Source organism: Streptomyces sp. NPDC048504, assembly GCF_043200035.1.
Taxonomy (GTDB): Bacteria; Actinomycetota; Actinomycetes; order Streptomycetales; family Streptomycetaceae; genus Streptomyces.
This window is the reverse complement of record NZ_JBICXA010000002.1, coordinates 158,757-178,883: the sequence shown is the minus strand read 5'-3', so window position 1 is coordinate 178,883 and position 20,127 is coordinate 158,757. Positions and strand designations below refer to the sequence as shown.

The window sequence follows — 20,127 nt, the reverse complement described above, 5'->3', positions numbered from 1 at the left end:
AGGCGACCAGCCACGACGGCGCGGCAGACCTACGACGGCATCCCCTTGACCTGCCCGGATCACCGGCCCCCCACCGCGCATTACCCTGGGAGGCTGACCGTCCCCCCTGTCAGGAGCAAAATGGCCGTCAACCTGGTCAATGTCGAGAACGTCAGCAAGGTGTACGGCACCCGTGCCCTGCTCGACGGCGTCTCGCTCGGTGTCTCCGAAGGGGACCGGATCGGGGTCGTGGGCCGCAACGGTGACGGCAAGACCACCCTGATCCGGATGCTCGCCAAGCTGGAGGAGTCCGACACCGGACGTGTCACCCACTCCGGAGGACTCCGCCTCGGTGTCCTCACGCAGCACGACTCCCTCGACCCGGAGGCGACCGTCCGCCACGAGGTCATCCGGGACATGGCCGACCACGAGTGGGCGGGCAACGCCAAGATCCGCGACGTGCTGACAGGACTCTTCGGCGGGCTTGACATGCCGGGCTTCCCGCAGGGTCTCGACACCGTCATCGGCCCGCTCTCCGGTGGCGAGCGCCGCCGTATCGCGCTCGCGAAGCTGCTCATCGAGGACCAGGACCTGGTCGTCCTGGACGAGCCGACGAACCACCTCGACGTCGAGGGCATCGCCTGGCTCGCCCAGCACCTGCGCGAGCGCCGTTCCGCGCTCGTCTGCGTGACGCACGACCGGTGGTTCCTGGACCAGGTCTGCACGCGGATGTGGGACGTGCAGAAGGGCGATGTCTACGAGTACGAGGGCGGCTACACCGACTACGTCTTCGCCCGTGCCGAGCGCGAGCGCATCGCGGCCACCGAGGAGACCAAGCGGCAGAACCTGGTCCGCAAGGAGCTGGCCTGGCTGCGCCGCGGCGCCCCCGCCCGTACGTCGAAGCCGCGCTTCCGCGTCGAGGCCGCCAACGAACTGATCGCGGACGTACCGCCGCCGCGCGACACCAGCGAGCTGATGAAGTTCGCCTCCTCGCGCCTGGGCCGTACGGTCTTCGACCTGGAGGACGTGACCGTCCAGGCCGGGCCGAAGGTGCTGCTCAAGCACATCACCTGGCACCTCGGTCCCGGCGACCGCGTCGGCCTCGTCGGCGTGAACGGCGCCGGCAAGACCTCCCTGCTGCGCGCCCTCGCCGAGGCCGCCCGCAGCGACGGCGAGACCCAGCCCGCGGCCGGCAAGGTCGTCGTGGGAAAGACGGTGAAGCTCGCCTACCTCTCGCAGGAGGTGGCCGAACTCAAGCCCACGCTGCGGGTGTTGGAGGCCGTGCAGCAGGTGCGGGAGCGGGTCGATCTCGGCAAGGGGCGGGAGATGACCGCCGGGCAGCTGTGCGAGACGTTCGGCTTCAACAAGGAGAAGCAGTGGACGCCGGTCGGGGACCTGTCGGGTGGTGAGCGGCGCAGGCTGCAGCTCCTCCGTCTCCTCATGGACGAGCCGAACGTCCTCTTCCTCGACGAGCCCACGAACGACCTCGACATCGAGACCCTGACCCAGCTGGAGGACGTCCTCGACGGCTGGCCGGGGTCGATGATCGTGATCTCCCACGACCGGTTCTTCGTCGAGCGCACCACCGACAAGGTGTACGCCCTCCTCGGCGACGCGACCCTGCGGATGCTGCCGCGCGGCATCGACGAGTACCTGGAGCGGCGCCACCGTATGGAGGAGGTCGCCGCGGCCGCCGTCCCCGTCGTGGAGAAGGCCGCACCCGCCGTGAGCGCCGCCGACCAGCGGGCCGCGAAGAAGGAACTCCAGAAGATCGAGCGGCAGTTGGACAAGGTCTCCGAGAAGGAGGCCAAGCTGCACGCGCAGATCGCCGACAACGCCACGGACTTCGCGAAAGTGGCCGAACTGGACGCGCAGCTACGGGACTTGAGCGGCGAGCGGGACGAGCTGGAGATGCGGTGGCTGGAACTCGCCGAGGACGCGTGAAGGGTGCGTGAAGGCGCATAACAACGACATCACGGGCCGGTCCTCCCTTGGGAACAGGGGTGAACCGGCCCGTTCTTCATGGACAGCTCAGTGATAGAAAGAGCCGTCTGAGACCTGCTTGAATGCGCCTCCGGATCCTTCGTGAACCTCGGGGCGTGGCTAAAAATCAGTGAACGAGGGGGAGCCGCTGATGACTCAGCCGCCCGAACAGCCGCCGTCCGGCGGTTACGGAGCGCCGCCGAACCAGCCGCCACAGCCACCGTCCGGCGGCTTCGGGGCTCCCGTTCCACCGCAGCCCGGCTACGGCTATCCGCAGCAGCAACAGCCTGGCCCCTACGGCCAGCCGCAGCAGCCGGGACCGTACGGCCGGCCGCTGCCGCAACCCGGCCCCTACGGTCAGCCGCAGCAGCCGGGTCCGTACGGTCAGCAGCCGCCCTACGGCGGGTACGGATACCCGCCACCCTCGCCTCAGTTCACCCCGCCGCCCCCCGGCGGCGGCTCGCGCAACCCCTTCAAGGGGCGGCCCGCGCTGGTGATCGCGGCCGCGGTGGCGGGGCTGTTGGTCGTCGGCGGCACGGTGTGGGCGGTCACCAGCGGCGGTGACGACAAGAAGCCGGTGGCCGAGCGGAGTGACAGTCCGTCGCCCTCCTCCAGCGGCGCGGCCGACGACCCCGCCAACCCCGGTGACGGCAGCGGCGACGGCGCCAAGGACCCCGAGAACCTCAACGAGGGCCGCAAGTCCGGCGAGGCGAAGGTGCTCTGGTACAAGGAGGCGCCGGACGCGCCCGGTTCCGGCGCCGACGCCCCCGGCATGTGGATCACCGGCAAGACGGCGGTGAAGGCGGCGTACAAGGAACTCGTCGCCTACAACGTGGGCAACGGCAACCCGACCTGGCCCACGGTCACCTTCCCGCAGAAGATCTGCGCGGTCACCGCGCAGCAGTCGTCCGACGGCAAGATCGTCGTGGCGTACGAGAGCGGTGTCAGTGACAACGCCAAGTGCAACCAGCTCCAGCAGTTCGACCTGAACACCGGGGCGAAGGGCTGGATGGCGGTCGTCCCGGACGGCGATCTCTTCGACAGCGTGCTCAGCATTGGGCTGTCCGTCACCGGCAAGACCCTGATGGTGGGCCGCTCGCAGTCCGGGATCGCGTACGACGTGGACACCGGCAAGAAGCTCTTCGAGAAGAAGCGGTACGGCGCGTCCTGCTTCCCGGGCGGCTTCGCGGGCGGCGCGAAACTGATCTCGGTGGCGTCCTGCGGGGCGGGCTCCTCCACCGAGCACGACGAGGTGCAGGAGCTGGACCCGGCGACCGGCAAGGCCAAGTGGACCAAGTCGATCCCCAAGGGCTGGACGGTCGGCCATGTCTACTCCGTGGACCCGGTCGTCCTCTACATGACCGACTCGGACGACAAGCACTGGAACATCTCGACGCTGAAGAACGACGGTTCGGTCCGCTCGCAGGTCGACTCCAAGGCCGTGTTCGCGCCCACCTGCGGTTCGTCGTTCATCGACAGCGACCTCCAGGGCTGCCAGGGCGTCGCCGTCGACGCGAGCACCCTGTACCTCCCGACGGACGCGACGACCGGCGCCAACCAGATCGTCGCGATCGACCTCGCCACCGGCAAGGAGAAGTGGCGCGTCAAGTCACCCGCGGACGAGTCGATGGTCCCGATCAAGGCCGAGGGCGGCAAGCTCCTCGCCTACGTCGACGCCTCCTACGACGCGGGCGGCCAGGTCGTGTCCATCCCGACGGTCGGCTCCTCGCACGCGACGACGAAGCTGCTGCAGATGCCGGCCGGCACCGCGCAGATCGAGTCGAGCTTCTTCTCCCGGGACATCGACTACGTCGACGGGCGTTTCTACATCTCCTCGACCCGGCTGAACGGCAATGACGACACGAAGGAGAAGTTGATGCTCGCGTACGGCAAGTGAGACCCCGACTTCTCCCCGTCCCGCCGTCCTCCCCGAGGTACTCGTCATGACCCAGCCCCCACCGCCACCCCCGAACCAGCCCCCGCAGGGCGGCTTCGGCCCGCCCCAGGACCAGCCCCCGCAGCAGCCGCCCCAGACCCCGCCGGGCTACGGCCACCCGCAGCCGCCTCCGCCCCAGCAGCCGGTCTACGGCTACCCCCAGGCACCCCAGCAGCCCCAAGCCCCCCAGGGACCCCCGCAGGCCCCGCCGCCCGGCTACGGCTACCCGGGCCAGCAGCCGAACCCGTACGCCCAGCCGCAGCAGCAACCGCAGCAGCCGTACGGTCAGCAGCCCAACCCCTATGGCCAGCAGCCGGGTTACGGCTACCCGGGACAGCCGACCATGCCGCTGCACCCGCAGCCGGGCCAACCGGGCGGCGGCGGGCGGAAGTTCGGGGCGCCCGCAGTGATCATCACCGCCGCGGTCGTGGCGATCGCGCTGATCGTCGGCGGCGGGATCTGGTACTCGTCCTCGTCCGGCAAGAAGGACGACGACACGAAGAAGACCGCGACCGCCGGCGGCTCCACGGGTGGCACGAACGGCAAGGGCGGCACCGGCGGCACGACTTCGGGCGGCAAGGAGAAGGTCCCGGCCGACCCGGCCTCCAAGGTCCTCTTCGAGGTCCCGATGCCCAAGGTCAGCGACACCATGGTGACCTCCGGCTCCTGGCTCACCGACAAGGTGTACGCGAAGAGCGGCAGCGCCGAGGTGGTCGGCTACAACCGCGACACGGGCGCGAAGCAATGGACGATCAAACTTCCCGGCCCGGTCTGCCAGGCGACGAAGCACACCACCACCGACGGCAAGACGGCCATCCTCTACGAGCCCGCCATGCCGACCAAGGACAAGCCCTCGCACGGCTGCAGCCAGATCGCGGCGATCGACCTGAACACCGGCACCAAGCTGTGGACGAAGACCGCCAACTCCGGTGACCAGGCGATCAGTTTCGAGAACGTCACCGTCAGCGCGAACACCGTCGCCGTCGGCAGCACCGACGGCGGTGCCGCCTTCGACATCTCCACCGGCAAGGTCCTGTGGAGCCCGAAGGCCGCCGACTGCTACGACGCCGGCTACGGCGGCGGCGCCAAGCTGGTCGCGGTGCGCCGGTGCGGGACGTACGACGCGCCCGTCCTCCACATCCAGACCATCGACCCGGTCTCCGGGAAGGTGATCTCGGACTACAAGATGGCCGAGGGCATCGAGTACGCGAGCATCGTGTCGACCGACCCGCTGGTGGTCGCGGCGGACGTCGGCGACAGCGCGGGCGACGGCAGCGGCATCTCGGACTTCTTCTCCATCGACAACAAGACGGGCGCGCTGCGCTCGCACATCCCGGCGCCGGGCAAGCAGTACGCGGCCCGCTGCGACGGCATCACGCGCGTCGAGTACTGCACCGAACTGGCCGTAGGGAACGACCGGTTGTACGTGCCCACCGAGGAACACGACGGTTCCGGCGACTCCTACAGCCAGACCAACGAGATCGTCGCCTTCGACCTCGCCACCGGCAAGCAGACCGGCCAGCGCGCCGACGCGGGCGACGGTTACACGATCACCCCGCTGCGCATGGACGGCAGCAACGTCATCGCCTACAAGTCCCCGCCCTACGACAAGGGCGGCCAGATCGTCAGCATCGACGGCACCTCCTTCAAGGAGACGAAGCTGCTGGAGAACCCGAGCACGGAGACGGTACGGGGGACGGAGACCACGTTCCTGCCGGACTACGCGGAGATCCTCTACGCGGAGGGCCACCTCTACATGTCGACGGTCTACGCGGACAAGCCGTCGTCATCGTCGACAGGCGACAAGGACTTGGCGATCGCCTTCGGCACAACAAGCTGACTTCACTCCCATCACTCCCGAATGCCAGGAATGCGAAAAAGTCCGTCGATCCAAGGCACTTCTCTCCGGTAGGGGCAGCGCAACGTCGAACAAGCGTGTAGCTTCCGGGGGCATGAAGGGCGGGGGTGCTGGGGGCCCTCTGTTCTTGGGGACCGGTGGGCATCCATAGTGGGCATCCATTGGGGGGACTGGGGGGTTGCTCGATGGGAGTGCGGCTGATGGTGGTCGACGACCACCGATTGCTCGCCGAGGCACTGGCCTCGGCACTGAAGCTGCGGGGACACCGGGTGCTGGCAGCGGCCGCACCCGCGGCGGGCGCGGCCGAGCTGGTGATCACCCGCGCCCCCGAGGTATGCCTACTGGGCACAGCGACACCGGCCGAACCGGGCATCTTCGACCCGGTGGTGAAGATCAAGCGAGAACGTCCCCAGGTGGCGGTGCTGGTCCTGGGCCCGGTCCCGAGCCCGCGAGGCATAGCAGCGGCCTTCGCCGCAGGCGCGTCCGGCTACGTCCGCCACGACGAGCGCATCGAGGGTGTGGAGCGGGCGATCATGAAGGCGCGGGCGGGAGAGGCGGCCGTAGCGCCGCAGTTGTTGCAGGGCGCCTTCAGCGAATTGTTGAACCCGGCAGCCCAACCCGATGACGAGGGCCAGCGGTTGCTCCAGATGCTCACCCCACGCGAGGTGGAAGTCCTGGTCCGGGTTGCAGACGGCGAGGACACCCGCCTGATCGCGGCGGGCATGGGCATCGCTCCGTCGACGGCCCGCACCCACGTGCAGAGGGTGCTGATGAAGCTGGGGGTGGGGTCGAGGCTGGAGGCGGCGGCACTGGCGGCGCGGACGGGGCTGCTCGACAGGGCGGGGCCGGTGAATCATTCGGCGGGGCCGGACGCGTAGGCGAGTTCTGGTGTCGGATCAGCGGTGGGTGCGGGAGGAGTCCCGACCGACACGGGACCCCGCGACCGCGCTACCCCTACCTGCCGTTCCTGGAGTCCCTCGGAGTGTGAACGGGACAACCATGACGGTGGATACGGCAGCCCCGCTCAGCACTCCCTTCCGGCGAAGCCGGCGGACCGTATGCCGTCGAGGAGGGCGGCGAGGGCCGTGGGGGTGGTGGTGAGGTGCGTGGTGGGGGCGTCACTTTCGCGGAGGTGGAAGGCGGTGGGGGTGGTGGCGAGTTCGAGGCAGGCGTTGCCGTCGCCGCTTCCCGAGAAGGACGACTTCTGCCAGTTCACGGGGGTGGTCACGGTGCGCCTCACAGTTCCTTCGCCAGTCGGTTGATGAAGTCGCGCGATCGTTCAGGATCGAGCGACGCGGCCTCCATTCTACGGAAGAGCGTTCGAAACGAGCTGAGTTGGGCCTCGGAGTCGATGAAGCCCGCCCCCAGGGGTGTGTCGCGTACGACCGTGTCCAGTCTGGCTACGCTGCCGCCCGCGTACACCATGGCGCTGTCGGCGCCGGCGAAACCGTCGAGGTCGAACGGAATCACACGTACGGTGATGTGATCCGCTTCCGAGGACTCCAGGAGGTGGGTGAGCTGAACCCGGGACGCGGTGCGGTCGCCGACCCGGATGCGCAGCGCCGACTCATGTATCACGGCCTCGTACGGGGTGGGCTGGCGTCCCTCGAAGATGACGCGCCGTTCGAGTCGGTGCCGGACCCGCAAGTCCAGTTCGTTCTTGGGGAGTTCGGGCACTCTGTACCCGAGAATCCCGCGGGCGTAGTCCGGCGTCTGGAGCAGGCCGGGGACATGTAGGAAGTCCACGTCCCAGCGGTAGGTGGCGCGATGCTCCAGCTCGGAGAGGTCCAGAAAAGACGTGGGCAGCAGGCCCCGGTAATCCTCCCACCAGCCGCGCGTTCGGTCGGTGGCCATCGCGACCAGGGCATCGATGAATGCCTCGTCCGTGCACATGTAGTGGGCCGCAAGGCGGCGCAGCCGCTTCTCGCTCACGCCGCTGAGGCCGGACTCGATCTGGTTGATCTGGACGGAACTCACCCCGAGCAGCGCTGCCGCCTCGCGGCCGGTGAGGCCTGCCGCGTCACGAAGCCTGCGCATTTCGGTACCCAGGCGCACCTGACGTGCCGTTGGTTCGCGCCTCAATGCCATGAACTGCTCCTTGGTTCAACGCACTTGCGGGGTCAGATTACGCGATCGACTTGCTGAACCTGTAAATAAAGGCCTACCGTTGGTGACGCGACGCACACGCTGCGGAACCCGGGACCTCGGAAGCGCACCACTCCGTCCTGCCATGACGGCTGCGGCAATGCCACTGCCCGTGCTCACAGCGACCCGCCAACTCCCCTCTCACCAAACGGAGTTCACGCATGCCCGAAACCGAGCCGGAACCCTGGGAGTACTCCCTCTCCGTCCCGCACGATCGCCGTGCCGTCACCGTCTGTCGCCGCACCCTGCGCCTCGTCCTCACCGTGCACGGCCTGATCGGGGTCGCGGACACGGCCGAACTCGTCGCGACGGAGCTGGTGGCCAATGCCGTACTCCACACGAAGGGGCCGGTGATGCTCCGCGTGAGCTGGTCGGCGGGGGTGCTGCGGGTCGGCGCGTGGGACGCGGACCCCGAACCCCCTGAGCCGCCGGGCCAGTTGGCGGACCTGTTGGACGCCGAAGCAGGCCGAGGCCTCGCCCTGGTACGGGCCTGCGCCGATCTCTGGGGCTGGCAGCCGTTGTCGAGGAACGGGCGGCGCGGCAAGTACGTGTGGTGCGAACTGGGGGTGACGTAGCGACCAGTTCGTCCCTGACCAACCAAGTGGTCGGCTCCAGAAGTCCTTCGGGGGTTGACTCCGGAGCCGGTGCCGTGGGCGTTGATATCTGAGGCGCACTGCTGTCGGCCTGCCCGCGTTTCGGCGCGGGTCGTTCTTCCTCCTCGACCTCCATCGGCCGGTCTCGCCTCTGTACCCGGATGCTGTTCATATTCGAGTCGGCTGGCTGGGGGTTGACCCTCGACTTGGTGGAGGGCTCAGAGTTCCGGGTGTGGAGAGCGAGATGCGCAGTATTGGTGAGATGGCTCGGGACAGTGGACTGAGCGTGAGCGCCCTGCGGTTCTACGACGGTGCCGGCGTGCTGGTCCCGGCCTGGGTGGATCCGGTGAGTGGCTACCGCTGGTACGGCCCCGAGCAGCTTGAAGAGGCCCGGTTGCTGGCCCGGCTGCGCCGGGCTGGTATGCCCTTGGCGGACATTCGGCTGGTGCTGGCCGGCTGGTCCAGTGAGAACCCCGACCTGGTGCGGAAGCTGCTTCAGGCGCATCTGTGTCGTCTTGAACTGGGGCTGTCCGATGCCCGCATTGAGTTCTCCACGGTCCGAGCGCTACTCGAACGCAGGGAGAATCCCATGGCTTCGCTCCACACCGCCACCGTCCGGTTGGCTGTCTCCGCGCCTGAGTTGGCCGCGGCGTTGGACGCGGTCCGCTTCGCCGCCAGTACCGACCCGGAGCTGCCGATGCTCGGCGGTGTCCTGTTCGACATCGAGGGTGAGACGCTCCATGTCGTGGCTACCGACCGGTACCGGATGGCAGTCGCACAAGCCGGTACCACCGGGCATGGCGGGCCCCGTGTGCAGGTCATCGTGCCATCCCCACTCGCCGACGCGATGCGAGCGCTGCTGAGTGACGATGCATCCGTCCAGCTCACTGTGGACGGTGACCGCGTGGCCTTGGAGGCAGGGGACCGTCAGGCGGCTGGGCAGCTTCTCCATCACGACTTTCCTGATTACCGTCGCCTCGTCCGCCTGCCGGCAGGGCACCGTGCCCTCGTCGATGTCCCGGCTTTCCGGGCGGCGGTGGAAACCGGCTCCGCCCGCGTCAGCGAGGTGCGCGAGCAGGACGGCGTGTCCTGTGACCTCAGCGTGCTCAAGGTGGCGGGCGACGGCACGGTGTGCGTCTGTGACGACGGTGACGACGGCCAGGGCAACATCGCCGTCAATCGCGAGTTCCTGCTGCATGCCCTCGCCGCCGGAGCCCGGGACCAACTGATTCTGGAGTTCGGTGCCCCTACGGCGCCCCTGGCGATCCGCCGGACCGACGGCGAGGGCGCCTTTTCGATGCTGATGCCTGTCCGCCTGGAAAACTAACCGGTCGGCTTCGGAAGTCCTTCGAAGTCCTTCGAGGTCCTTCGAGGGTTGACTCCGGAGCCGGGTGCTGTGTGGCGTTGGTCAGACGCCCGGGGTGGCGAGGTAGAGGGCGAAGCCCCAGGTCGTAACGGAGCCGCCGCAGGCGCATGAGCTTGATGCTTTCGCCGGCGGCCAGTTCGCCGTCCACGTGGGCGAACTGGCCGCAGTGGCGGACGTGCACGGCGGCCAGCCGGGGCCAAGCCGTGCGGGCTCGCGCGGTCAGTTTCTGGGCGCAGGAAAACCCTCCGCCGCGCGGGCGCGACGGGCACAGGTCCACTGACCAACACCGCGAGCACCGACACCCTAGAGGCGCGGGGCTGTGACATGTGCGGCTCCGCCGCGTGGGCGTGACCAGCCACAGCTCACCCGCGCCCGGCAGACGACCTAAGCCCCCTCTTCCTTCTCCGTGACCTCCGCGAGTTCCACCGGAGGTGTCGGCCGCAGCCTCAGCCAGCCCAGGAAGAAGATCCCGAGCAGCAACATCGCGATCCCGGTCCACAGGTTGATGTTGACGCCCTCGGCCTTGTCGAGCGTCGCCTGGGACGGACTGATCCCGGCGATCGTGACGATGAGGCCGTAGACGACGAACAACCCACCGATGATCAGCCGCAGATCGAACAGGCGGGACGCCGTCGTGGACTTGCCCTCCAGCTCGCTGACCTCGCGCTGGACGTCGTGCCCGGAGTGTTCGGAGTGTCCTGAGTTCTCAGACATGGTTTCTCAATCCTCCCGCGACTAGAACGAGAACGGGATGTAGCAGACGGCGGCCAGGATCACCGCGCCCCAGCCGAGCAGTGCGGGCCGGCGGTACCACGCGTCGTCGCCCGCGGCCGGCGCCTCGGTCATGCCGGGGGACGTCGTGCCGTAGACCAGGCCCTGGAGCTGTTCCGCCGGCTTCGGTTGTGTGAACAGGGACACCGCGAACATGACCACCGCACCCGCGACGAACCCGGCGATCGCGGAGACGAAGTTGGCGCCCTGGTCGGAGGGGATGGAGATGATCCCCTGCTTGTAGATCCAGAAGTAGTTCACCATCGCCGTCACCGTGCCCGCGAGCAGGCCCCAGAAGCCGGACTTCGGGGTGGCCTTCTTCCAGAACATGCCGACGATGAAGACGACGAACATCGGGACGTTGAAGAAGGAGAAGAGCGTCTGGAGGTAGCTCATGATGTTGGAGAAGGAGGAGGCCAGGAAGGCTGTGCCCACCGACGCCGCTACGCCGATCACCGTGATGAGGCGGCCGAAGCGTACGTAGTACTCGTCCTCGCGGTCCTTCACGACGTACTTCGCCCAGATGTCGTTCGTGAACACCGTGTTGAAGGACGACACGTTGGCCGCCATGCCGGCCATGAACGCGGCCAGCAGACCCGTCACTGCGATGCCGAGGACGCCGTTGGGCAGCAGCTCCTGCATCAGATAAGGAATCGCGTCGTTGTACTGCAGGTCCGAGCCGCTGGTGCCGATCTTCGGGACGAGCGCCGCGGCGACCAGGCCGGGGATCATCACCAGGAACACGATGAAGACCTTCGGGTACGCGGCGATCAGCGGGGTGCGCTGGGCCGCGGACAGGTTCTTCGCGGAGAGCGCGCGCTGGACCTCCGCGAAGTTGGTCGTCCAGTAGCCGAAGGAGAGGACGAAGCCGAGGCCGAGGACGATCGTGAGCCAGTTCGCCCCGAGCGGGTTGACGCTGCCGATGCCCGTGCCGCCCCACGCGGTGGTGAAGTTGTGGCCGTGGGTCGCGTCCAGCTTGTGGGTCAGGCCGTCCCAGCCGCCGACCTTCTTCAGGCCGAGGTAGGAGATCGGGATGAGGGCCGCCAGGATCACGAAGAACTGGAGGACCTCGTTGTAGATCGCCGACGACAGCCCGCCGAGGGTGATGTACGCGAGCACGAACGCACCGGCGACCACGATCGCCACCCACTGCGGCCAGCCCAGCAGCGCCTCGACGACGATCGCGAGGGCGTAGAGGTTGACGCCCGCGATCAGGATCGCGGCGAAGGCGAACAGGATCGAACTCAGCAGGTGTGCGGCCTTGTCGAAGCGCAGCAGCAGGAACTCGGGGACCGAGCGGACCTTCGAGCCGTAGTAGAAGGGCATCATCACCAGGCCGAGGAAGACCATGGCGGGGATGGCGCCGATCCAGTACCAGTGGACGGTGTAGGCGCCGTACTGCGCGCTGTTGGCGGCCATGCCGAGGATCTCGGTGGCGGCCAGGTTGGCCGAGATGAAGGCGAGACCGGTGATCCACGCGGGCAGGGAACGCCCGGAGAGGAAGAAGTCGAGGCTCGTCTTCACCGATCTGCGGGCGGCCAGGCCGATGCCGAGGACGACCACGAAGTAGATCGCCAGGATCGTGTAGTCGAGCCCGTTGGTCGGGAGCCGTAGCTCCGCGGCGAGGGAGGTGGGGGTCTGCAGGGTCTGCATCAAGCGCTCACCTTGGTTGATGTCTGTTCGATGTCTTTGGTTGGTGTTCTTTGTTTGATTTTGATGGTGACGACTGGGGGGATTGGTGGTTTGATGTGTTTAGTTCTGTGTGAAGCCCGGATGCGGCGTGGATGTACGTACGGATGGAGAGCCCGGCGTGAAGAAGACCTCGACCCGGTTGGCCGACGGTCGTGAGCTCATCTACTACGACCTGCGGGACGACACCGTGCGCGACGCGGTGGACCGACGCCCGCTGGAGCGCACGGTCACCACTTCGGAGGTACGGCGGGACGTGCTGCTCGGCGACTCGGTGGCGATCGCCTCGCACCGCCAGGGCCGCACCTACCACCCGCCGGCCGACCAGTGCCCGCTCTGCCCGACCACGGGCGACCGGCTCAGCGAGATCCCGGACTCGTCGTACGACGTCGTCGTGTTCGAGAACCGTTTCCCCTCGCTGGCCGGCGACTCGGGTCGCTGCGAGGTGGTCTGCTTCACCTCGGACCACGACGCGTCCTTCGCCTCGCTGACCGAGGAGCAGGTGGCCCTCGTCCTCGACGCGTGGACGGACCGGACCTCGGAGCTGTCGCATCTTCCCTCCGTCGAGCAGGTCTTCTGTTTCGAGAACCGCGGCGAAGAGATCGGTGTGACCCTCGGTCATCCCCACGGCCAGATCTACGCCTACCCGTTCACCACCCCGCGCACCGCCCTGATGTTGCGTTCACTGGCGACTCATAAGGAGGCGACCGGCGGGGAGAACCTCTTCGACTCGGTCCTGGAGCGCGAACTCGCCGGCGAGCGGGTCGTCCTTGAGGGTGAACACTGGGTCGCCTTCGTGCCGTACGCCGCGCACTGGCCGTACGAGGTCCACCTGTATCCCAAGCGCCGGGTGCCCGATCTGCTCGGCCTCGACGAGGCGGCCCGCACAGAGTTCCCCAAGGTCTATCTGGAACTCTTGAGGCGCTTCGACCGGATCTTCGGTGAGGGCGAGCCTCCGACGCCGTACATCTCGGCCTGGCACCAGGCGCCGTTCGGCACGCTGGAGGAGTTCGACGGGGTGAGCAGGGACGACTTCGCTCTCCACCTTGAGCTTTTCACCATTCGCCGTACGTCCGGCAAGCTGAAGTTCCTCGCGGGTTCCGAGTCCGGCATGAGCGTGTTCATCAACGACGTGCCGCCGGAGTTCGCGGCACAGCGACTGCGAGAGGTAGCGAGTTGATGAGCGGTAAGTACCTGGTCACGGGCGGCGCGGGATACGTCGGCAGCGTGGTCGCCCAGCACTTGCTGGAGGCGGGCCACGAGGTCACCGTCCTGGACAACCTCTCGACGGGTTTCCGTGAGGGTGTGCCGGCGGGTGCGTCGTTCATCGAGGGCGACATCCGCGACGCCGCCAAGTGGCTGGACTCCTCGTACGACGCGGTCCTCCACTTCGCCGCGTTCTCCCAGGTCGGCGAGTCCGTCGTCAAGCCGGAGAAGTACTGGGAGAACAACGTCGGCGGCTCGATGGCCCTCCTCGCCGCCATGCGCGAGGCCGGCGTCCGCAAGCTTGTCTTCTCCTCCACGGCCGCCACGTACGGCGAGCCCGACGAGGTCCCGATCGTCGAGACCGCCCGCACCTCCCCGACGAACCCCTACGGCGCGTCGAAGCTGTCGGTCGACTTCATGATCACGAGCGAGGCACAGGCCCACGGCCTGGGCGCCGTCTCCCTCCGCTACTTCAACGTCGCGGGCGCGTACGGCAGTTGCGGCGAGCGGCACCAGCCCGAGTCGCACCTCATCCCGCTCGTCCTCCAGGTCGCCCAGGGCAAGCGCGACGCGATCTCGGTCTACGGCGACGACTATCCGACGCCGGACGGCACGTGTGTCCGTGACTACATCCACGTCGCGGACCTGGCCGACGCACACCTGCTGGCGCTGAAGGCGGCGACCCCGGGCGAGCACCTGATCTGCAACCTCGGCAACGGCGAGGGCTTCTCCGTCCGCCAGGTCATCGAGACCGTGCGCCAGGTCACCGGGCACCCGATCCCCGAGGTCGTGGCCCCGCGCCGCGGCGGCGACCCGGCGACCCTGGTCGCCTCGGCGGCCCGGGCCAAGGAACGGCTCGGCTGGAACCCGTCCCGCGCGGACCTCGCGGGCATCGTCGCGGACGCGTGGGCGTTCGCGCAGAACGTATCGAAGGGTTAGGAGACAACACGTGGGTGTACTTGAGGGCTTCGAGGAGCTGTACGGCACCGCTCCCGAGGGCGTCTGGGCCGCGCCGGGCCGGGTCAACCTGATCGGCGAGTACACCGACTTCAACGAGGGCTTCGTGATGCCGCTCGCCCTGCCGCACACGGCGGTGGCGGCGGTGTCCCGCCGCAGCGACGGCGTCCTGCGCCTCCACTCGGCGGACATCGAGGGCCCGGTCGTGGAACTGCACGTGGAGGAACTCGCCCCGCGCACGAACACCAGCTGGGCCGCGTACCCGGCGGGCGTGGTCTGGGTCCTCCGCGAGGCGGGCCACGAAGTGACCGGCGCGGACATCCACCTGTCGTCCACGGTCCCCACGGGCGCGGGCCTGTCGTCGTCGGCGGCGCTTGAGGTGGTCACGGCCCTGGCCCTGAACGACCTCTTCCAGCTCGGCCTGTCCGGCCCGGAGTTGGCGCGCTTCTCGCAGCGCGCGGAGAACGACTTCGTCGGCGTCCCCTGCGGCATCATGGACCAGACAGCCTCGGCCTGCTGCGAGGAGGGTCACGCGCTTCACCTCGACTGCCGGGACCTGTCGATCCGCCAGATCCCCTTCGACCTCGCGTCCGAGGGCCTCTCGCTCCTGGTCGTCGACTCCCGCGTGAAGCACGCGCTGGGCGACGGCGCGTACGCGGAACGCCGCGAGGGCTGCGAGGAGGGCGCGCGCCAGCTGGGCGTCCCGTTCCTGCGGGACGTGGCGTACGAGGACCTGGAGTCGTCCCTGGCACGCCTCTCCGACGAACGGATCCAGCGCTACGTCCGCCACGTGGTCTCCGACGACCACCGCGTCGACCAGGTCATCACCCTGCTCGACGCGGGAGACGTGCGCGCGATCGGCCCGGTCCTGACCGAGGGCCACATCTCCCTCCGCGACGATCTCCGCATCTCCTGCCCGGAGTTGGACCTCGTGGTCGACACGGCGGTCGGCGCGGGTGCGCTCGGCGCCCGGATGACGGGCGGCGGCTTCGGCGGCTCGGCGGTCGTGCTGGTCGAGGCCGCGGAGGCGGACACGGTCACGAAGGCGGTCGAGGAGGCGTTCGCGGCGGCGGGTTACACGGCCCCGCGCGTGTTCCCGGCGGTGCCTTCGGCGGGGGCGCGGCGACTGAGCTGACGGGTGACGGCGAGGACGCCCCGGGGTGCCGGGGCGTCCCGCTCACCCGGGAACGTCGTCGCAGACGGGATCCTCGGCGGCGACGCTCTCGCCCAGTCGGTGCAGCGCGCTGTGAACCAGTGCGCGGAGCCGCGCCGCGGTCAGCGCGGACGCGCTGTCGTAGGTGAGGATCCGCACCACGTCGACCTGTAGTCGGTCGATCTCGCCGAGAGCGGGGAGACCGGCGAGCAGTTCATGATCGGGCCGCTTCGTCACCGCGTGCGCCACGTCGGCCAGCCGGAGCCGCCCGATCATCGCCGGTGTGTACGGCTGCCCCTGGGCCAGGGCATCCAGCACGAGGGAATGGATGCTCAGCGTGAGCAGCATCCGCACCAGCACGTCGGCCGAGTCCGGATGCAGCCGCCAGTTCTCGTATCGCCGCCGCTGGATGTGACGGTCGTCGGCGAGCCGGTCGGCGGCGGTCAGGATGCGGCGGCTCCACGCGGAGCAGTCCGACCAGATGTCCACGGCCTCGTCCTCCTCCGTCACGGGGTGCTGCGCAGCCCCCGTACCCCAGGAGCCAACAGTGCCGCCGCCGTGGCCACGACCACCAGCCCCGCGCACCCCGCAAGCGTGTGACCCAGGCCCACCGTCGCCGCCAGGGGGCCGGCGATGAGCAGTCCCAGCGGGGCGAAGGCCAGGGAGCCGAAGCCGTCGTAGGAGCTGACCCGGGAGAGGGACTCCTCGGGGATCTCGCGGTGGATGGTGGTGGCCCACAGGACGCCGAAGACGTCATTGGAGATGCCGGCGGTGAACATCGCGGCGGCGATCAGCCAGACCGGGGCGCGGACGGCGAGGAGGGCGATCGGGACGGCCGCCGGGAAGGTGGCGAGTACGGCCACCAGGATCGGGCGGCGGACCCGGACCCGGGCGGCCAGGCCCGCGCCGGCGATCGTGCCCAGGGCCTGTGCGGCGACGATGACCGACCAGGCGCGGGCACCGCCGAGGTAGCGGTCGGCCGTCAGCGGGCCGAGGACTCCCACGTTCGCGTTGAGCGCCGCGACCACGATCGACCACTGGGCCACCACGGCCCACAGCCACTGGCGGGACGCGAACTCCCGCCAGCCCTCGCGGAGATCGGCCCAGCCGGAGGAATTCCTGGGCGGGCGTACGGCGACTGGGAGGCGGCCCGTGAGGGCCGCGCTGACGACGAAGGACGCGGCGTTCAACGCCAGCGCCCAGCCCGCGCCCACCAGGGCCACCGTCACACCCGACAGCGCCAGGCCCAGCAGCCGGGCGCTGTTGGTGCCCACCCGCAGCGTGCCGTTGGCCCGCTGGAGGCGTTCGGTGGAGACGATCAGCGGCACGATGCCGTCCATCGCCGGCATGAACAGGGCCGAGGCCGTACCGGCCGCCACCGCCAGCACGCACATCGCGGGCAGCGGTGCGTGCCCGGTCAGCACCAGCGTGGCCAGACCCGTGTACGCCACGGCACCCATCAGTTCCGCGAGCGCCATCAGGCGGGCGCGTGACATGCGGTCCGCGATGACCCCGCCCACCAGGATGAACATCAGCTGCGGCAACGCCTGGCAGGCCAGCACCAGCGACAGCCGGCCCGGACCGGCTCCGGGCAGGGCGAGGACCGCGAAGGCGAGGGCCACGGCGGCGAAGCCGTTGCCCAGCACGGACACGGTCCGCGCGGTCGCGAGCAGCACGAACGCCGGCTCACGCCACAGTGATGATGTTCCGGGACTCTCGGCGGTGGTGGCTGAAGTGGATGTCACGGCCAGGGACTTTAAGCGACCCACGTCGACGCGGGGCCACAACCGGCCACTTCACCTAGAGATACCCCCACGCCCGGCACATCGGCCGCAGCACCTCCGGGATCTCCTCCAACGCCGGTGCCGGGCGGTCCGGTTGGACCCGGCCGGAGCGGATCTTGTCGTTCCAGTCGCCGAAGCCGCCGCCCAGGACAGCGTTCTCCAGGCTGCTGCCGTAGTCCGTCATGCCGGGTTCGTAGGGGAGGTCCAAGTAGGCGCAGAGGGACCGGAGTTCGGCGGTCGGGTCGGTGGTGAGGTCCTCGTAGCGCAGAGTGTGGCCGCCCAGCTCGGCCTGGGCCTCCTCCATGGACTCCATGTATTTCAGGACGCGTTCGGCCGCTTCCTCACGGGTGCGGTCCGGTACCGCCTCGTGCCAGGAGCGGGCCACCGCGCCCGGGTGTCTGCGCAGGAAGACGAGGCGGGCGTCGGGCCAGGTCTCGGCGATGCGCTGCCACTGGAAGGCGTTGCCGGGGGTCTTCTCCACGATGAACTGCTTGCCGGACTTGACCAGTTCACGGTGCAGGGCGCGGTCCCAGAGCAGGCCCTCCAACTGCTCGTGGCCCAGGCCCAGGGTGCGCAGGGAACGTTCCGTGGGGGTGCCCGACTTGAAGTAGACCTCGATACCGGTGAGATGGAGTTCGTGCGCGGCGTGCAGCCGGGAGTGCGCTCCCAGCATCATGCGCAGCAGCGTCGACCCGGAACGCACCGAGGTCAGGATGAACACCGGCCGCTCCAGCAGCCGGTCGACCGCCGGATCCACCGTCGGCGCCTCCGCCACCACCGGGTCGGGGCGCGCGGGACGGGAACCGCGCGGCGCGGGGATCCCCCCGAGGGAGCCCGCCGACGTCGCACCGGGCGGCGGGGGCACCCGGCGTATCTGGTACCCGGTCGTCTCGGCGAGCTTGGAGTTCAGCTTCCGCAGCATGCTCATGGCGGGCACGGTAAGAGGAAAGTATGAGACTGGGCTGAGCGTCTCGTTCGCTTCGGATGTGTTCACCCGGGGTTCGTCCGGCCCAGCCTCTTCGTCAGGGTGTACTCGGTGAGCCCCGGCGGGTAGTCCGGGATCACGCACACCACCTCGTACCCCTGCTTCTTGTAGAACTCCGGCGCCTGGAAGTCCCACGTCTCCAGCCGGGCCGCCCCGCAGCCGCGCTCGTCGCGGGCGATGCGCTCCGCCTCGCCGAGGAGGCGGGAGCCAAGGCCCGTTCCGCGGTGGCGGCCGTCCACCCACAGGTACGTCACGTGCAGCCAGTCCGCCCAGCTGTGCCCGACCAGCCCGCCCGCCAGCCCGCCCGTCTCGTCCAACGCCCACACCTGGAGCGGAACTTCACGTTCGCGAGGGGTTCCGCGCAGGGCGCGCAGCACCGGGGAGGCGGCCGTGTTGGTTTCGAGCAGCCGGGCGCGGAGCAGATCGCGTCGCTCCTTGTCGACTTCCGTCTCAATACGAAACATGCGGCTCACCATAAACGCGCCGGACAGTCAGTTCTGCAAATTGGGTTCCGCTGCTGCGCCCCGGCCGTACGCTGTGAACAGCACCGGTGGGGGCCGGTGCTGTTCAGGGGGCGAGACAAGTCGGGTACGACGCCCGATGTGGGGGTAGCAGTGTCTGCACGGCGGCGGCCGTGCGGCGCAGGCCGCTCCCGGGCGTCGTACCCGCAATCATCGCTTCGTCTCCCGACGATGAGGTATCCCCTGCTCCACCAGGAGCCTGGGGAAGGGGGTTTCGTGGTTCGCATCCGAGTCCTGGTCGTCGACGACCATCGCATCTTCGCCGAATCGCTCGCCGCGGCACTGGCCGCCGAGCCCGATGTCGACGTGTCCGCGGCCGGCAGCGGTCCTGCCGCGCTGCGCTGCATGGAGCGCGCGAACGCCGAGGGCCGCAGATTCGACGTCCTGCTGGTGGACGCCGATCTCGGCGGCAACGTGCCGGGCGTCCGGCCCGCCGTGCCTGTTCAGGCGGGCAACGAGGACGGGCTGGTGGACGGGATCTCCCTGGTCGCCGGGGTCCGTTCGGCCCAGCCGAGCGTACGGATGGTCGTGCTGGCCGAGAAGGACGATCCGCGCCGGGCCGCGCTGGCCCTCCAGGCCGGGGCGTCCGGCTGGGTCGCCAAGGACTGCTCGCTGTCCAGGCTTTTAACCGTCATCCGAGGGGTGCTTCGCGACGAGACGCACCTGCCACCCGCCCTGCTGACCGGCGTCCTGCGGGAGTTGACGGCCGCGCGCAAGCACCGCACCGAGAGCGAGCGGCTCGTGGAGTCACTGACTCCGCGGGAACGGGAAGTGCTGCGCTGCATGGTGGCCGGCCTGGGGCGGAAGGCGGTAGCCGAGCGGCTCTTCCTCTCCCCGCACACAGTCCGAACGCATATGCAGAACGTACTCGGCAAACTGGGAGTCCACTCCACCCTCGCCGCGGTCGCACTCGCCCGGCGCGCGGGGGTCGGTCCCGTCGACCTGGCCGGGGATGTTGTCGAACGGGGCGGTCAACTGGCGTAGGAGACCTGCCGGTTCGCCCTGTTGGGCGCGGAGGATTCTGCATGTGCTCGGCGGGGTGGGGTTCCATTCCACCCTCGCGGCGGTGACTTTCGCCCGGCGTGCGGGCGTGGGTCCGGTCGGCCTGGCCGGGGATGTTGTCGAACGGGGCGGTCAACTGGCGTAGGAGACCTGCCGGTTCGCCCTGTTGGGCGCGGAGGATTCTGCATGTGCTCGGCGG

General features: G+C 69.1%; 18 protein-coding genes. 10 read left to right on the top strand and 8 right to left on the bottom strand.

Features of this window, described 5'->3' with window-relative positions; all coding sequences use genetic code 11:
• Positions 1-120: 120 nt before the first annotated feature.
• The 4 genes from ACGFY9_RS05055 to ACGFY9_RS05040 all read left to right on the top strand — a co-directional run bounded on the left by ACGFY9_RS05055 (position 121) and on the right by ACGFY9_RS05040 (position 6,634).
• Entirely contained in the window at positions 121-1,923 is a 1,803-nt protein-coding gene (locus ACGFY9_RS05055; protein WP_393752073.1) for an ABC-F family ATP-binding cassette domain-containing protein, read from the top strand.
• 190 nt (positions 1,924-2,113) lie between these two features.
• Positions 2,114-3,859 (top strand): PQQ-binding-like beta-propeller repeat protein, encoded by a 1,746-nt coding sequence (locus tag ACGFY9_RS05050; RefSeq protein WP_393752071.1) that lies wholly within the window; start codon positions 2,114-2,116, stop codon positions 3,857-3,859.
• Positions 3,860-3,905: 46 nt separating this feature from the next.
• Positions 3,906-5,738, top strand: a complete 1,833-nt coding sequence (locus tag ACGFY9_RS05045) for a PQQ-binding-like beta-propeller repeat protein (protein ID WP_393752069.1) — start codon at positions 3,906-3,908, stop codon at positions 5,736-5,738.
• Between the two features lie 203 nt (positions 5,739-5,941).
• On the top strand, positions 5,942-6,634 hold the full coding sequence (locus ACGFY9_RS05040) for a LuxR C-terminal-related transcriptional regulator (protein WP_393752067.1): 693 nt from the start codon (positions 5,942-5,944) through the stop codon (positions 6,632-6,634).
• 146 nt (positions 6,635-6,780) lie between these two features.
• Here ACGFY9_RS05040 and ACGFY9_RS05035 read toward each other — a convergent pair whose 3' ends face one another.
• Both ACGFY9_RS05035 and ACGFY9_RS05030 read right to left on the bottom strand, forming a co-directional pair.
• On the bottom strand, positions 6,781-6,984 hold the full coding sequence (locus tag ACGFY9_RS05035; protein WP_393752065.1) for a DUF397 domain-containing protein: 204 nt from the start codon (positions 6,982-6,984) through the stop codon (positions 6,781-6,783).
• Positions 6,985-6,992: 8 nt separating this feature from the next.
• Positions 6,993-7,844 carry a helix-turn-helix domain-containing protein gene (locus tag ACGFY9_RS05030; protein WP_393752063.1) on the bottom strand — a complete coding sequence of 284 codons (852 nt, stop codon included), beginning with the start codon at positions 7,842-7,844 and terminating at the stop codon, positions 6,993-6,995.
• A gap of 218 nt (positions 7,845-8,062) precedes the next feature.
• Between ACGFY9_RS05030 and ACGFY9_RS05025 the strand changes: the two genes are divergently transcribed.
• Both ACGFY9_RS05025 and ACGFY9_RS05020 read left to right on the top strand, forming a co-directional pair.
• On the top strand, positions 8,063-8,476 hold the full coding sequence (locus ACGFY9_RS05025; RefSeq protein WP_393752061.1) for an ATP-binding protein: 414 nt from the start codon (positions 8,063-8,065) through the stop codon (positions 8,474-8,476).
• 250 nt (positions 8,477-8,726) lie between these two features.
• Positions 8,727-9,821 (top strand): MerR family transcriptional regulator, encoded by a 1,095-nt coding sequence (locus tag ACGFY9_RS05020; RefSeq protein ID WP_393752059.1) that lies wholly within the window; start codon positions 8,727-8,729, stop codon positions 9,819-9,821.
• A 423-nt stretch (positions 9,822-10,244) separates the two neighbouring features.
• On the opposite strand, the gene ACGFY9_RS05015 is transcribed toward ACGFY9_RS05020, so the two are convergent.
• Both ACGFY9_RS05015 and ACGFY9_RS05010 read right to left on the bottom strand, forming a co-directional pair.
• Positions 10,245-10,574 carry a hypothetical protein gene (locus ACGFY9_RS05015; RefSeq protein ID WP_393752057.1) on the bottom strand — a complete coding sequence of 110 codons (330 nt, stop codon included), beginning with the start codon at positions 10,572-10,574 and terminating at the stop codon, positions 10,245-10,247.
• A gap of 21 nt (positions 10,575-10,595) precedes the next feature.
• The gene (locus tag ACGFY9_RS05010; protein ID WP_393752055.1) at positions 10,596-12,284 is read right to left on the bottom strand and encodes a sodium:solute symporter family protein; all 1,689 of its coding nucleotides are present in this window, start codon (positions 12,282-12,284) and stop codon (positions 10,596-10,598) included.
• 157 nt (positions 12,285-12,441) lie between these two features.
• On the opposite strand from ACGFY9_RS05010, the gene galT reads away from it, so the two are divergent.
• The 3 genes from galT to galK are packed head-to-tail and all read left to right on the top strand — an operon-like array spanning position 12,442 to position 15,618.
• On the top strand, positions 12,442-13,500 hold the full coding sequence (galT, locus tag ACGFY9_RS05005; RefSeq protein ID WP_393752053.1) for a galactose-1-phosphate uridylyltransferase: 1,059 nt from the start codon (positions 12,442-12,444) through the stop codon (positions 13,498-13,500).
• Positions 13,500-14,465 carry a UDP-glucose 4-epimerase GalE gene (gene galE, locus ACGFY9_RS05000; RefSeq protein WP_393752051.1) on the top strand — a complete coding sequence of 322 codons (966 nt, stop codon included), beginning with the start codon at positions 13,500-13,502 and terminating at the stop codon, positions 14,463-14,465. The genes galT and galE overlap by 1 nt, the downstream gene beginning before the upstream one ends.
• A 10-nt stretch (positions 14,466-14,475) precedes the next feature.
• Positions 14,476-15,618, top strand: coding sequence for a galactokinase (gene galK / locus ACGFY9_RS04995; RefSeq protein ID WP_393752049.1), 1,143 nt, complete (start codon positions 14,476-14,478; stop codon positions 15,616-15,618).
• Between the two features lie 42 nt (positions 15,619-15,660).
• Here galK and ACGFY9_RS04990 read toward each other — a convergent pair whose 3' ends face one another.
• The 4 genes from ACGFY9_RS04990 to ACGFY9_RS04975 form a co-directional block, all read right to left on the bottom strand.
• The gene (locus ACGFY9_RS04990; protein ID WP_393752047.1) at positions 15,661-16,146 is read right to left on the bottom strand and encodes a hypothetical protein; all 486 of its coding nucleotides are present in this window, start codon (positions 16,144-16,146) and stop codon (positions 15,661-15,663) included.
• Positions 16,143-17,381, bottom strand: a complete 1,239-nt coding sequence (locus ACGFY9_RS04985; RefSeq protein WP_393752045.1) for an MFS transporter — start codon at positions 17,379-17,381, stop codon at positions 16,143-16,145. The genes ACGFY9_RS04990 and ACGFY9_RS04985 overlap by 4 nt, the downstream gene beginning before the upstream one ends.
• 55 nt (positions 17,382-17,436) lie before the next feature.
• Positions 17,437-18,348, bottom strand: coding sequence for a sulfotransferase family protein (locus ACGFY9_RS04980; protein ID WP_393752043.1), 912 nt, complete (start codon positions 18,346-18,348; stop codon positions 17,437-17,439).
• A 62-nt stretch (positions 18,349-18,410) separates the two neighbouring features.
• The gene (locus tag ACGFY9_RS04975; RefSeq protein ID WP_393752041.1) at positions 18,411-18,881 is read right to left on the bottom strand and encodes a GNAT family N-acetyltransferase; all 471 of its coding nucleotides are present in this window, start codon (positions 18,879-18,881) and stop codon (positions 18,411-18,413) included.
• 261 nt (positions 18,882-19,142) lie between these two features.
• On the opposite strand from ACGFY9_RS04975, the gene ACGFY9_RS04970 reads away from it, so the two are divergent.
• Complete coding sequence (locus ACGFY9_RS04970) at positions 19,143-19,910, top strand: response regulator transcription factor (RefSeq protein WP_033284298.1); 768 nt, start codon at positions 19,143-19,145, stop codon at positions 19,908-19,910.
• Positions 19,911-20,127 lie beyond the last annotated feature (217 nt).

What these genes read in the sequence shown, in the direction of transcription:
- ACGFY9_RS05055 (WP_393752073.1), top strand. Translation starts at nt 121, where the DNA reads ATGGCCGTCAACCTGGTCAATGTCGAGAACGTCAGCAAGGTGTACGGC.
- ACGFY9_RS05050 (WP_393752071.1), top strand. Translation starts at nt 2,114, where the DNA reads ATGACTCAGCCGCCCGAACAGCCGCCGTCCGGCGGTTACGGAGCGCCG.
- ACGFY9_RS05045 (WP_393752069.1), top strand. Translation starts at nt 3,906, where the DNA reads ATGACCCAGCCCCCACCGCCACCCCCGAACCAGCCCCCGCAGGGCGGC.
- ACGFY9_RS05040 (WP_393752067.1), top strand. Translation starts at nt 5,942, where the DNA reads ATGGGAGTGCGGCTGATGGTGGTCGACGACCACCGATTGCTCGCCGAG.
- ACGFY9_RS05030 (WP_393752063.1), bottom strand. Translation starts at nt 7,844, where the DNA reads ATGGCATTGAGGCGCGAACCAACGGCACGTCAGGTGCGCCTGGGTACC.
- ACGFY9_RS05025 (WP_393752061.1), top strand. Translation starts at nt 8,063, where the DNA reads ATGCCCGAAACCGAGCCGGAACCCTGGGAGTACTCCCTCTCCGTCCCG.
- ACGFY9_RS05015 (WP_393752057.1), bottom strand. Translation starts at nt 10,574, where the DNA reads ATGTCTGAGAACTCAGGACACTCCGAACACTCCGGGCACGACGTCCAG.
- ACGFY9_RS05010 (WP_393752055.1), bottom strand. Translation starts at nt 12,284, where the DNA reads ATGCAGACCCTGCAGACCCCCACCTCCCTCGCCGCGGAGCTACGGCTC.
- galE (WP_393752051.1), top strand. Translation starts at nt 13,500, where the DNA reads ATGAGCGGTAAGTACCTGGTCACGGGCGGCGCGGGATACGTCGGCAGC.
- ACGFY9_RS04980 (WP_393752043.1), bottom strand. Translation starts at nt 18,348, where the DNA reads ATGAGCATGCTGCGGAAGCTGAACTCCAAGCTCGCCGAGACGACCGGG.
- ACGFY9_RS04975 (WP_393752041.1), bottom strand. Translation starts at nt 18,881, where the DNA reads ATGGTGAGCCGCATGTTTCGTATTGAGACGGAAGTCGACAAGGAGCGA.